The 13,254-nt window shown below is 43.3% G+C and carries 10 protein-coding genes; 5 read left to right on the top strand and 5 right to left on the bottom strand.

Annotated elements, in window-relative coordinates:
- From E1163_RS09610 to E1163_RS09590, 5 genes are all read left to right on the top strand, one after another.
- Positions 1 to 606, top strand: a 606-nt coding sequence (locus tag E1163_RS09610; RefSeq protein WP_155171225.1) for a TetR/AcrR family transcriptional regulator, incomplete at its 5' end; no start/stop codon positions are given.
- Positions 606 to 1,955, top strand: a complete 1,350-nt coding sequence (locus tag E1163_RS09605; RefSeq protein WP_155171224.1) for a TolC family protein — start codon at positions 606 to 608, stop codon at positions 1,953 to 1,955. The genes E1163_RS09610 and E1163_RS09605, both read left to right, overlap by 1 nt.
- A 30-nt stretch (positions 1,956 to 1,985) precedes the next feature.
- A complete protein-coding gene (locus tag E1163_RS09600) occupies positions 1,986 to 3,167 on the top strand; it encodes an efflux RND transporter periplasmic adaptor subunit (RefSeq protein WP_155171223.1) in 1,182 nt (393 codons plus the stop codon).
- Positions 3,164 to 6,718, top strand: coding sequence for an efflux RND transporter permease subunit (locus tag E1163_RS09595; protein WP_155171222.1), 3,555 nt, complete (start codon positions 3,164 to 3,166; stop codon positions 6,716 to 6,718). Before E1163_RS09600 ends, E1163_RS09595 begins: the two co-directional genes overlap by 4 nt.
- A 22-nt stretch (positions 6,719 to 6,740) precedes the next feature.
- A complete protein-coding gene (locus E1163_RS09590) occupies positions 6,741 to 7,985 on the top strand; it encodes a metallophosphoesterase (RefSeq protein WP_155171221.1) in 1,245 nt (414 codons plus the stop codon).
- 30 nt (positions 7,986 to 8,015) lie between these two features.
- On the opposite strand, the gene E1163_RS09585 is transcribed toward E1163_RS09590, so the two are convergent.
- From E1163_RS09585 to E1163_RS09565, 5 genes are all read right to left on the bottom strand, one after another.
- Positions 8,016 to 8,768 carry a head GIN domain-containing protein gene (locus E1163_RS09585; RefSeq protein WP_155171220.1) on the bottom strand — a complete coding sequence of 251 codons (753 nt, stop codon included), beginning with the start codon at positions 8,766 to 8,768 and terminating at the stop codon, positions 8,016 to 8,018.
- An 87-nt stretch (positions 8,769 to 8,855) separates the two neighbouring features.
- The gene (locus tag E1163_RS09580; protein ID WP_155171219.1) at positions 8,856 to 9,302 is read right to left on the bottom strand and encodes a hypothetical protein; all 447 of its coding nucleotides are present in this window, start codon (positions 9,300 to 9,302) and stop codon (positions 8,856 to 8,858) included.
- Positions 9,303 to 9,737: 435 nt separating this feature from the next.
- A complete protein-coding gene (locus E1163_RS09575) occupies positions 9,738 to 10,118 on the bottom strand; it encodes a DUF3127 domain-containing protein (RefSeq protein WP_155171218.1) in 381 nt (126 codons plus the stop codon).
- 267 nt (positions 10,119 to 10,385) lie between these two features.
- Positions 10,386 to 12,458: a ComEA family DNA-binding protein gene (locus E1163_RS09570; RefSeq protein WP_155171217.1), complete on the bottom strand. Its 2,073-nt coding sequence runs from the start codon at positions 12,456 to 12,458 to the stop codon at positions 10,386 to 10,388.
- Positions 12,455 to 13,254, bottom strand: an 800-nt coding sequence (locus tag E1163_RS09565; protein WP_221417974.1) for a PorV/PorQ family protein, incomplete at its 5' end; no start/stop codon positions are given. The genes E1163_RS09565 and E1163_RS09570, both read right to left, overlap by 4 nt.

Genomic DNA, 13,254 nt, shown 5'->3' with positions numbered 1-13,254 from the left:
GGAGCCGGAGAGCTTTTTACCAGGTATGGGGTAAGAAGTGTGTCTATGGATGATATAGCCCGTCAGTTGTCGATTTCGAAAAAGACGATCTATCAATATTTCAAGGACAAGGATGAGATAGTAACGAAAGCGGTAAGAGCGCGCATTGAATTTGAAAAAGAGGAGTACGACGAAATTTTTGATTCGTCGCACGATGCGGTAGAGGAGTTGGCGAAAGTCAGCAAGTGTATGAGGAAGGATTTTCATGAGATGAACCCTTCCCTGCTATTTGACTTGCAGAAGTACCACCCCAAGGCCTGGGCGGTATGGCTTGATTTTAAAAACAAGCATATGCGTGATTCCATAGTGACCAACCTTAAGAGGGGAATTGCCGAGGGGTACTTTAGAGAAGAGATCGACCCGGAGTTTATGGCGATTCTCAGGGTAGAGCAGGTACAGTTGGTTTTTGATAACCAGATATTTCCTTCGGACCAATTTAACCTGAAGGAGACGCAAATGAAGTTACTGGATCACTACGTACATGGAATTGTTACCGAGAAGGGCAGAAAGCTTTACATGGAATATTTAGAAAAAGAAAAAACTTTAAATCAAACCAGCAACAACTAATGAAGTTTAAGATCAGCTTAGTTTTAGGATTTGTATTGTTGACAGGAGCAGCAATAGCACAGCAGGAGGGAGCTAAGGGCCTTTCATTACAAGAGTGCGTTGAATACGCACTTAATAATAATCAGGATGTAATAAACGCAGCATATGAAAAAGAGATAGCACAAACCCAGGTGGGAGAAACCCTGAGCCGAGGTTTGCCGCAGGTAAATATAGATGCAGGGATCAACTATAACTTTGAGCCGCAGAAGTCTTTGCTGGATGCCAGTACTTTTGATCCTAATGTTCCTGAGGGTCAGGAGGTAGAGATTTCTTTTCAGCAAAAATATGATGGTAACGTGGCACTTTCTGTTCGTCAGTTAATTTTCGACGGGTCATTCTTTGTGGGGTTACAGGCTTCAAAAACTTATAAGGAGTTATCCACAAAGGAGCATATCAAGACGCAAATTGATGTAGTAGAGGCGGTGTCAAAAGCGTACTACAATGTGCTGGTTACGCAAGAGCAGTTTGAATTGCTACAGGTTAACCTGGCCAGGCTTGATACATTGCTCAATGAAACGCAGATCATGTATGATAATGGTTTTGCTGAGAAGATTGACGTGAGCAGGTTAAAAGTACAGCATAATAACCTTAAGGTGCAGGTTGAAAATACCGAAAAGCTACTCACCATCAACCGGGATTTGCTAAAGTTCCAGATGGGAATGCCCATTACAGAGACCATTGCACTGACAGATCAGCTTGAGGAGGTTGTATTTACAGAACCCACTTTGGATAGTGAGGGTTTTAACTATACAGAGCGGATAGAATATTCGCAGCTACAAACCAATATGGCGCTGGCCAATCTTGATCTCAAAAATAACAGAGTACAATACATACCTACGCTGTATGCAAACTTTAACTATGGTTATAACACTCAGACAGGTGAATCAAGTCAACTGTTTGAAACGAACAGGTGGCTGAATTTTGGAACTGCGGGGCTTTCATTAAATATCCCTGTATTTGATGGCTTCCTGAAAAGCAACAGGATCCAAAAAAACAAGATCCAGATCAGACAGATCGAAAAATCATTTGAACAGATGGAAAACAGCATTGACCTCCAGATCAATCAGGCGAAGATCAATATGGCAAACTCTCTGGAGCAAATGAAGGCTCAGCGGGAAAATATGGATCTGGCTGAGGAGATCTATAATGTAACCAAAATAAAATATCAGGAAGGAGTAGGCTCCAACTTTGAGGTAGTTGAAGCTGATGCTGATTATAAGGAAGCACAAACAAACTATTACAATGCACTTTATGATGCATTGGTAGCCAAGGTAGAGCTTGAAAAAGCATATGGCACTTTACTTAAATAAGAAACTTTGAGATTGAATTTCAATACAACTATGAAAACAAAAATAGCATTACTTTTTGTGGCCGTTTCATTGCTATCGGCTTGTAATAATGAAAATGACTCTGTTGAAAGCCTTGTAGCACAGGGAGACCTGGAGAAAATTAGGGCAAAAAAGGGGGAGCTAACTGCTCAGGTCAGGAGATTGGAGAAGGAATTATCACTTCTGGATTCTGCTATTGATGCCAAGGGCACAAACCATAAGCTGCCATTAGTTACTACATATAAAATTGAGAAGACGGCTTTTCAGCATTACATAGAGCTGCAGGGTGATGTAACTACAAAGCAGAATGTGCTTGTATACCCTGAAATGCCCGGTACTTTGCTTAAGATTTATGTTACTGAGGGTGACAGGGTGAGCAAAGGGCAGTTGTTGGCTACTCTGGATCATGGTGGTATGGCCAATCAGTTGCAACAGCAAAAGACACAACTGGCTCTGGCTGAAACTACTTTTGAGAGGCAAAAAAGGTTGTGGGAGCAAAAAATCGGAACGGAAATTCAATTCCTCGAGGCAAAAGCCAGGTATGAAGCCCAGGCAGATGCGGTCAGGCAGTTGCAGAGCCAGTTAGATAAATACTCCATAAGAGCACCTTTTAACGGTATCGTGGATGATGTAATAAAAGAACAGGGAACAGTGGTTAGTCCTGGCCCGGGGTCTGAGATCTTTAGAATTGTAAACCTATCAGATATGTACATCAATGTAGATGTGCCGGAGTCACACCTTACCAGTGTTAAAGAAGGTAAGAAAGTCCAGGTTTATTTTCCTGTTCTCAATGACACCATTGATTCAAAGGTAAGGCAGGCCGGTAACTACATCAACCCTAATAACAGGGCGTTTAATGTAGAGGTGCCGGTGCCTAATAAGAATGGACAGATAAAGCCAAACCTGTCTGCTAAGGTATTTATCAACGATTATACCAATGAGGAGGCTATTCTTATTCCGCAGGGTATTATTTCTGAGAATGCCGAAGGAGAGCAATATGTATACGTAGCTACCGAGGTGGACAAGGAGAATACTGCAGTAGCTGAAAAGAGGATTATATCTACAGGCAAATCCCAGGGAAACCTCGTGGAGGTAGTAGAGGGATTGTCTGATGGCGAATCGTTGGTAGATGAAGGTGCCAGAAGAGTGAAAGCAGGACAGGAAGTTCAAATAATAAAGCAAATAGCAGAATGAGCAAACAACAAAAGAAAGTAGATAAGGAATTTTGGTTCTCATCATGGGCCATAGATAACGCTTCTGTGATCTATGTTATGATCGGAATTTTCCTGGTCGTTGGAATTTCTTCTTACTTTTCAATGCCTCGTGAAGATTTCCCTGAAGTAAAGGAGACGAAGATCTATATAAGTACTCCTTATCCTGGTAACACTGCTGAGGATATTGAAAGGCTTATTACTGACCCTCTTGAAGATCAGTTGAAGAATGTCAGCAATGTGGTAGAAATCATTTCAACCTCTCAGGAAGATTATTCTATTATCACTGTAGAGTTTGATGAGAATATCTCTGTAGATGCTGCCAAGCAAAAGGTAAAAGATAAAGTAGATGCTGAAAAGGCGGGAGAAGACTGGCCTTTGTTTAACGGGGCCAAGGTTGAACCTAATGTTTTTGACCTGAACCTTTCTGAGGAGTTTCCTATTATGAACATTAATATCTCCGGAGACTACCCTGTTGATAAGCTTAAAGAGTTTGGTGAATACCTTGAGGATGAAATAGAAGATTTGCCGCAGATCAAGGAAGTGGACATTCGCGGAGCACAGGAGAAGGAGGTTGAGGTAGCCGTTGATGTTTACAAAATGATGGCGGCGAAAGTAAGCTTCGACGATATTTTGCAGGCTATCAGCAATGGAAATACAACCATGTCTGCCGGTAATTTGAAAACTAACGGCCAGCGCAGGACAATAAGGGTTTTGGGTGAGATAGATGATCCGAAGGAGCTTGAGAATTTTGTTGTAAAACATGAAAACAATGCTCCGGTATACCTAAAAGATATTGCTACTGTGAGCTTTGAGGCTCAGGATAAAACTACCTATGCCAGGGAGTTTGGTCACCCGGTAGTAATGCTTGATGTGAAGAAGCGCGCAGGTAAAAATATGATTGAAGCTGCCAGTAGCATCAGAGAGATCATTGACAAAGCAAAAGCTGAACATTTTCCGCCGGATATTGATATTTCCATATCCAATGATTCGTCTTCCAAAACGCTTAATCAGGTGGAAGACCTGGTGAATAACATCATTTTCGGTATCATACTGGTTGTTACCGTTCTTATGTTCTTCCTTGGGTTCAGGAATGCCCTCTTTGTAGGGTTTGCTATTCCGATGTCCATGTTTATGTCATTTACCATCCTGTCGGCAATGGGCTATACCCTTAATACCATGATACTGTTTGGATTGATCATGGGATTGGGTATGCTGGTTGATAATGGTATAGTGGTAGTGGAGAATGTGTACCGGCTTATGGAAGAGGAAGGCTACAGCAGGATGAAGGCCGCTAAGCAGGGGATAGGAGAGATTGCGTTTCCCATTATTATATCAACAGCTACAACCGTTGCTGCATTTGTACCCCTCGGCATGTGGCCAGGTGTAATGGGTGAATTCATGAAATTTTTCCCAATCACGTTATCTGTAGTACTGGGGTCATCGCTCTTCGTGGCTATTTTCATGAATTCAATGCTGGTGTCTCAGTTGATGGATACTGAGGACAAAGAACTGAAGGTAAAGCAACTCATCAGGATTACGGTGGTCCTGGTAGGTCTGGGTGCAGTGATCTTCATTTTTGGAGGTGCAGTAAAAGCTCTGGGTACGCTTTTGGTATTCACGGCAATCATGTTTTGGGTATACAAATACCTGATCAAGAAAAGTGCGCTTCGCTTTCAGAGAAGGACACTCGTAAAGTTTGAAAATTTATACGAGAAGCTGCTTAAGCATGCTTTAAGAAAGCGCAATGTATACTGGTACTCTGGAGTGATGGTTATTCTTCTGTTTGCAGCCTTTATATTCTTTGGTATGTCGGTAGGTTCAGGAAGAACTAAGATTGAGTTTTTCCCTGACAATACACCAAACCAAATCATAGTCTATATAGAATACCCTGAAGGTACGGCAATTGAGAAAACCAATAAGATTACCAAGGCTATAGAGGATCGGGTTTATGCAATTATCAATGACCCCGAATATAAAGATGGAGATTACAATTATCTTGTTGAGTCATCTGTATCGCAGGTAGGTGAAGGAGCGGGGAACCCGCAAACTGACGGAGGCTCGTCTGCCGAGATGCCGCACAGGGCAAAGATAACCACCTCTATGCGTGAATATAAGTACCGCAGGGGCAAGGACTCTGAAAAACTGCGTCAAAAAGTGCAGGATGCATTAAAAGGGATTTACCCCGGCGTGGTTATTTCGGTAGAAAAGGATGCTGTAGGGCCTCCCGCCGGTTACCCTATCAATATCGAGCTTGAGGGACGTGATTATGATGAGCTTATTGCTACAGCCGAAAGCATGAGGAACTTCATCAATAGCAAGAGTATTGCAGGTATTGATGAACTGAAAATCGATGTGAACAGGAGTAAGCCTTCCATGCAGGTGACTGTTGACAGAGAAAAGGCCGGGGAGCTGGGAATAGCTGTAGGGCAGGTAGGAAGCCAGTTACGAAGGTCAATCTTTGGAGAGAAGGCCGGTGTCTACAAAAAGCACGGGGAAGATTATGATATCAACGTTCGTTTCAATGAAGATATTCGTTACAACCCAAGTGTCATATTTAACCAGAATATTACTTTCAGGGATCAGTCAACCGGACAGATAAAAGAAGTGCCTGTATCTGCGGTGGCCTCTAAGAAAAACACTTCTGGCTTTAGTGCTATTAAGCACCGGGATACCAAAAGAGTGGTAACGGTTTACTCCGCTCTTGCACCAGGTTATACAGATGCAGGAGCCATTGTATCGGAGATACAGGAAGCTATGCAGTTATACAAAGGCCTTCCCCCGGGCATTAAGATAGACTATACAGGACAGATTGAGGAACAAAAGAAACAGATGGACTTTCTGATGGGGGCTTTTTTTGCCGGTCTGGGACTCATCATGTTGCTTCTTGTATTCCAGTTTGGAGGTATTTCTAAACCTTCTATCATTATGATAGCAATCTTCCTCAGCTTTATTGGGGTATTCGGAGGTTTGATATTGACCGGCTGGCCTTTTGTAATTATGATGACCATGATGGGAATTATATCCCTGGCGGGTATTGTAGTAAACAATGGTGTGGTACTGCTTGACTATGCCCAGCTACTGATAGACAGGAAGAAAGTACAGTCTAACATGGACGATGACGAAATGCTGGATAAGGAAGCGGCCAGAGTACAAATTGTTAAAGCAGGGAAGGCACGACTCAGGCCGGTAATCCTCACGGCTGTAACAACAGTACTCGGTTTGATACCGCTTGCCGTTGGTCTGAACATTGACTTCTTTTCTCTCTTTGGAGAGTTCGACCCTAAAATCTATATAGGAGGAGACAATGTAATATTCTGGGGGCCGCTGGCCTGGACTGTTATCTTTGGTTTAATAGTCGCGACATTCCTTACCCTTATTATCGTACCGGTACTTTATACTATAGTCTATAGAATAAAATACTGGTTCTATCAGAAGCGTATTGCGAGAAAGGAAAGAAAGGCAAAAGCCAAGGCTAGTGCAAATTCAAACTCAAATTCGAAGGCTGAAACCGAAGTAGCTTATAATGTCTGATAAATTTAAAATTGTTGACTGAATGAATAAAGTGGTGTTGGTACTGGGGTCATTTGTGGTGTTGTTTCTAATCGATTGGTATGTGTATAGTGGCATATCGTTGCTGGTTAGGAACAGCACCCTATTTACACGCAATGTTGTCCGCTACTCATACTGGGGTATTACTTTTATAACGTTTTGCGTTATCCTGTTTTATAATTTTGGTAATCCTGAGTGGTTTAAAGGGCAATCGAGAAGCCTGATATTTACGGGCATTTTCATTAACTACTTTTCCAAGTTTTTTGCCGTACTCTTTCTTTTTAGTGATGATCTGGTGCGCCTGGGCAAGTGGCTGGCTACATTTTTTCAAAACCCTGAGCCTACCGGCACATCCAAAGGGATATCGAGAAACGAGTTTTTGGTAAAAACGGCTGTAGTGGCTGGTACGGTACCTTTGGTAGCTATGAGCTGGGGTATAATATCGGGAGCCCATGATTATAGGATTCGGCGGAAAACCATTTACCTGCCCAATCTGCCTAAGTCGTTTGATGGCATTCAGATAGGGCAGCTTTCTGACATACACTCTGGCAGCTTCTTTAATAAAACAGCCGTGAAGGGCGGGGTAGAAATGCTGATGGATGAAAAGCCCGATGTAGTCTTTTTTACCGGTGACCTTGTCAATAATGAAACCAGTGAGGTAAAGGAATACATCAACATTTTTGATAAAGTAAATGCTCCCCTGGGTGTATACTCCACTACCGGGAATCACGATTATGGTGAGTACAGGGCATGGTCATCTCCCAAGGCAAAGCAGAGGAACTTTGAAGACCTGAAAGAAGCACATAAGCTTATGGGCTACGACCTGCTGATGAACGAGCACAGAATGCTGGAGCTTAACGGCGATAAAATTGCCATATTAGGTATAGAAAACTGGGGCACCGGAAGGTTTCCCAAGTACGGGGACATGGCCAGGGCCTATGCAGGTACTGAGGAGGCGCCCGTTAAGCTGCTGCTCTCGCATGATCCCAGCCACTGGGACGCCCAGGTACGTAAGGAGTACTCTGACATTGACCTGATGTTTGCAGGGCATACGCATGGTTTCCAGTTTGGTATTGAAATAGGAGACTTTAAATGGAGCCCATCACAGTATGTCTATAAGCAGTGGGCCGGCCTGTACACCGAAGGCAACCAGCACCTGTACGTTAACCGAGGCTTTGGCTATATCGGATACCCGGGCAGGGTGGGAATGGCTCCGGAGATTACTATACTGACATTGAAAAAAGCATAAAGAAAGGGAAGCCCGGGCTTCCCTCTTTTGTTAATAAGCCCTCTCTACCTCGCCTGAGCCATATACCTTTTTGGTTACAGATTTGGTGTTGCCTTTATGCTTGATAGTGCCACTGCCATAGATTTCAGCTTCCAGGGTATCGCTCACCTTTATCTCACAAACACCTGATCCGCTTACATGCACTTCGGCCTGCTCCAGTTCGCAGTCAAAGGCATGAAACGACCCGGAGCCGGTGATGGATACATCATTGTCTGAGGCATAACCTTTTACGGTGATGCTGCCCGACCCGGATATTTTGGTTTTGAGTTCTCGTCCTTTGATGTCCAGATCCATGCTGCCCGAGCCTGTAACGGCTATATCCAGGTCGTTGGACGCGATAGAGTTTTCACTAATGATCTTGCCGGAGCTGTTTACTTTGAGTTCATGCACATCGCGCATGCTCACTATCAGCTTCATGGTAGGGGCTATTTTGATATCATCGATCTTGGCCCATACACTTTTGTTCTTTTCGTCCTTCTTTCGCTGCACGTTGATGTGCAGCACGCCATCTTCCACTTTAAATTCGCTGATCTCGTAGATCTCCGTCAGCGCCTCTACTGTTACCTCCTGCTTGTTGGTTTGTTTCAGGTAAACAGTATAGTTGGAGTTTACATAAATGCTGTGAAAAGCAGGCAGTTCCAGTGTTTTTCTGGTTACTTCCGGGCCAATAGGGTCTTTATCCGTGGCATACAGGCTGCAGGTAACAGCCAGGGCTACGAAGGTTAATAACAACTTTAGTTTCATTAGTTTTAGCTTTAAAATTGAGTTTAGAAGTTACCACTTTTAAGGCACTTTTGAAACCCATTACAACCATTGAAACTACGGGTTAACCTACTCTTTCACCCAGTCGTCTGAGGAGGACACACCGAGGCTGCCGTTTTTGTATTCCATGATAAAGTCAAGCATCACCTCTTTTCGGCAACCCTGAAAGCTGGTGTTGCTTACACTTTTCATCAGTATGGGAAATGAGCGCCCATACTCGCGGGAGAAGCTTACTATACTATCATTGTCGTCGAGCAGGAAACCCCACTCTATTTCGATGGCATCTTTTTTACAGCCCGATGGCGCAAAGCCGAACACATCATAATTATAAATGCCGGTGCCATCCTCATACAGCTCCAGGTAGCCGGTCTTGTTGCCCGCATAAGTGCCATAAAAATGAACAGGTACATCGTAGGTAGTTTCCACAGGTTGCCCATCATACTCAATGATCCTGTGTTTTTGATTGGTACCCCACAAAGCCAGTAGACTAAAAGATAGTAGTAGTGAAAATTTCATGCTGCTAGATAATCAAACGAGAAAAAAAATCCTTACAATTTTAGTGAATATTTAGTTCACGGGTAAGGTTTTTAGCCGAACAGATATGGAAATGACTATAAATAAAGTTATGACGATCAAACCGATGTTAACCCCTGCTTTACTAAGCCTCTAAGGATTAGTAAAGCTGACCTTTTCCCAACCCACAAGCCAGACCAAAAAAACAAATAGCCGTGTATAAAAAGGAAACGCTGCTCCATGAAAAAGCCTCGTGCCAGCGTCTGAATCAATTGGGTCGTAAATCGCTGGAAACGCTAATAATGGGAAAGGTAAATAAAAGAAAAATACAAGTATCAGGTGTGTATTTTGCCCCGTTATTCCTGAAGGTATCGGGGATATGTAGTGATAGCAGTGGCTTATACCAGCACTACTGTATAAGCCACGGCCTCTGTTTTCTTAAAATGGCAGATCGTCTTCATTGCCATCGGTGATCCAGCCTGGCTCTTCCATTTGGTCCATGCCGCCACCTGTAGCCGGGGGAGGGGTCTGGCCGCCTGATGATGCACCTTCAATCTTCCATGCTTGTAGAGAGTTGAAGTATTTTACCTCACCTTTAGGGTCCGTCCACTTTCTGCCTTTCAGGTTAAAGTATACATCAACTTCATCATTGGCTTTATAGCTATCCAGGATGCCACATTTGTCCTGGATCATTTCAAATTTCAAATATTCAGGATACTGAGGGTTTTCAGCATATTCCAATACAAATTCTCTCTTTTTAAATGAGTTGGATACTTGTTGGGTATCCGAGATTTCTAAAATTTTACCCTTTACGTTCATTGATCTGCTTTTATAAATTTTATCGTAGGCAAAGTTAACAGTGCTGCCAAGTTTATTAAAACATTAACGCTTTTTTCTGAATATTGCTGTGAAAATTATCACAAACAGGATAGCACCTATGATCATGGTTAACAGGGTAGAAGAGTCTATAAGTTCAACTGCGTGCATGTTCTGAAAATGTTACTGATAGGTTTAATATTAAGACAATAGTAGCCATTTCCTTTTTGGTTAACATGTTCAATAGCCATTTAATTTATTATTCATCGATCAAAATTTAATCCTCGTTTGAAGCTTTACATCAGTTTTGATGTTGCCTTCTATTTTTTCCGGCCCGGAGCCGATAAATTCCAGGTCCCGGAAGTGTGTGCGGGCAAGCCTAAGCCAAAGGTCAATTTTACGAGTGGCCTTATACTGCAAAAGTATGTACTGCCGTGTGCCTCTGCCATTATAAGGGGGTATTGAAAATCCGTACAAGACATCTCTTTCATATGCATATTGCCGGTTGTCGTAGTCTTCCGTATCAAACAAAGCAAGCCGGCCGCCGATCTTGAATTTGTTGAGATTAAGGTTGAGGTCCTGCATTATGGCAAAGCCGCTGGTTATTTGTCCGTGAGTTTCATAGTTGCTGAATTGTACTCTGGATTTGAGGGATACGATTTTGTCCGGGGAATAATCCAAATTAAGAGTATAGCTACGTTTCAGGTTGTTGCGGGGAGGTTTAGTCCCACGAAAAGTTTCAGGTGAGCTGCGGGCCTTTGACTGCTCCCGGTATTGTGCATATAAACCTGTTTTCCGGTTGGGCTTATAGTTTAACCTTGCCAGGTATTCATATCCGTCCGATGGTGCGTCTATTCTGTATTTTAACCACGGGAAAGAAAATTTGTCAAAATATATCGCCAGTTGGTACTTCCGGGAAGGCTGATATTTTATTCCCCAGTAAATGCCACGCTCATTTTGGTTAACGGTAGATTCCCCGAAGGCTTTACCATGCAGGCTATGAAAATCCCGGTCGTAACTTCTTAAGACTATAGAAGTTTGCACCTGGGGAGCGAGGTAGGTGATAAGCCCACCCACAACCCCAAGGCCACCTCCCGATGATCTTGCTGTCTCCGCAAACAGGGTAATATTTTGCCAGTTATAATTGCCTGACACGCTGACGCTGAGATTACTTTTGCCATAAAAGTCAAATTGCTTATAAGGCTCAATGGCTTTTACGATGGGTACACTAAAAAAATCCGCCACGATAGTTATGCCGGTTTGGAAGTTGCTGACCTTGTCCTGGTAAAGGATATTGCCGCCCAGCGTTTGCTGTAAAACCTGATTGTTGGCAGCAATTTCGCTGACTGTTCTGTGTAGGCCTGATGGTTTTACAGATTTGATAAATGAATCTCTACTCGTCAGAGTATCTTTTACCAAGGTGGCATCCTGGGCTATTCCCGAATAGAAGCTTGTAAATTCCAGGTGCTTGCTTATGCTGTAGGTAGCGGCAGCACCTCTGAAAAAGCCGCTTTCCATTGTAGATGTATATGGGAAAATGCCCAGGTTAGACCTTCTGGTCGTGGTTATGGTTTCGGTATTTTTCCCAATATTAAAGCCTGCCGCAAGAAGTAAACTTTGGCCGAACTGGATATTATAATCACCCAATACCAGGTTTTTAAGTTTGCCCTTATCCTGCAATTGCAAGTGGAGGCTGTAGAAATCAGCTCCATACCTGCCTGTCTGCTTATCAAAAGTTAATGCTTCTCCTGCATCCTTTTCTACGGTAAGTCCAAGGCTAAAATCATGGGCATGCCTGACCCTGAACCTCAATAGCAGTTGATCCGGTGAACCTGCATATTGGCTATTGCCTCCGTCGCGGATGTACCCTACCTTTCTTTCCAGAGTTCTCTGGTACCTTAGCAAAAGGTAGTTGTCCTGTTCTGTCCATATCCGCTTTAGCAATGGTCGGTTGTCGTCATGCGGGCCATTGTCTGTAACGCTCACAAAAGGTAAAAGCCTGTATATCGTGGGCAGGTCAAACCCGGGAATGGTTTGAAGTTCATAGATAGACAAAAGCCGTCCATATCGGGTGGTGTAACTCAGGAAGTTAGAAATTTGCTGTTCGGTAAGTATAAACAATGACCTTAATTCCTCAACCGAAGCCTGGTTAAGGTTCAGCGGGTGGCTGTAATAGACCTGGAGTGTTTCGAAAAGTTCAGCGTCAGGCTCTTCTTCCTGAAATGACAAAGCGCTTTCTATGATCTGTTCCGAATCAGCCTCAGTAATAGAGCCTTTCTGCCCGAAAAGTGGCACTTTACCCAATATGATAAAAGCCCAAAGAGCGAATACGGATGGCTTCATTGCAGTTTTTTGATGAAGTAGATAATGGCAGCCTGATGGTTGTACCCAATAGTTGGATTGATGGTTAAAGCGTAATCTATAGTCAGCCGTGTCAATGCCAGGCCTAGTCCGAAGTAGTTGGTGAACGGCCGGGTGTTTATTCCTGTTCTGGCCTTAAATTTTTTCAAAAAAGCGTATTCCAGACCTGCTCTTAATGTCGCAGCTATATCGACATCTTTTTCAATTTCAGCATTTAGGAGTACTTTGTCTGTAGGTTGAAATGAGATTCCTGCACTTAATAGGGTAGGGATATGCTCATCTTCAAATTCTGAGAGCTTAGACTGGCTGATGTTTCTCACAAGTGCACCGAAATACAATTTTTCGTTAAGCTCAGCAATTCCGCCAAAATCAATGGTAAAAACACCCTTATTGCCAAATCCTTCGATATGGTATTGGATATAATTAACACGGGCTCCAATGCTGGCCAGCCCGAAGCGGTTACCATAGCTAATGGCTGCCGTCTGTTCATTGTAAAGGTCATCGCCAAATTTGAAGACTGCTATGCCCATTCCTCCAGCAGGCATTGATGAAGTAATACCTGCACCTATTGAGTTGAAGCCTTCCGTACCATATTTGTTTTCAAAAGCAAAGACGCCGTTTATACCATTGCAGTCATATAGCCCGGCGGGGTTGTTAAATAAAGACCAGTTATCATGCAGGGCTACTGAGGCGTATCCCATGGCCGCAGCACGTGCGCCGATTTGTGATAGTCCGCTTTGAGCGATGCAGGGAGAAAATGAAAACAGTAAGAAAAACA

Source organism: Fulvivirga kasyanovii, from assembly GCF_009711405.1.
GTDB lineage: Bacteria > Bacteroidota > Bacteroidia > Cytophagales > Cyclobacteriaceae > Fulvivirga > Fulvivirga kasyanovii.
This window is presented reverse-complemented; position numbering and strand designations above follow the sequence as displayed.

Excerpts from the sequence above, each read along its gene's own strand:
- E1163_RS09570 (WP_155171217.1), bottom strand. The coding sequence starts at position 12,458 with ATGAAGCCATCCGTATTCGCTCTTTGGGCTTTTATCATATTGGGTAAA.
- E1163_RS09580 (WP_155171219.1), bottom strand. The coding sequence starts at position 9,302 with ATGAAATTTTCACTACTACTATCTTTTAGTCTACTGGCTTTGTGGGGT.
- E1163_RS09585 (WP_155171220.1), bottom strand. The coding sequence starts at position 8,768 with ATGAAACTAAAGTTGTTATTAACCTTCGTAGCCCTGGCTGTTACCTGC.
- E1163_RS09605 (WP_155171224.1), top strand. The coding sequence starts at position 606 with ATGAAGTTTAAGATCAGCTTAGTTTTAGGATTTGTATTGTTGACAGGA.
- E1163_RS09590 (WP_155171221.1), top strand. The coding sequence starts at position 6,741 with ATGAATAAAGTGGTGTTGGTACTGGGGTCATTTGTGGTGTTGTTTCTA.
- E1163_RS09600 (WP_155171223.1), top strand. The coding sequence starts at position 1,986 with ATGAAAACAAAAATAGCATTACTTTTTGTGGCCGTTTCATTGCTATCG.
- E1163_RS09575 (WP_155171218.1), bottom strand. The coding sequence starts at position 10,118 with ATGAACGTAAAGGGTAAAATTTTAGAAATCTCGGATACCCAACAAGTA.
- E1163_RS09595 (WP_155171222.1), top strand. The coding sequence starts at position 3,164 with ATGAGCAAACAACAAAAGAAAGTAGATAAGGAATTTTGGTTCTCATCA.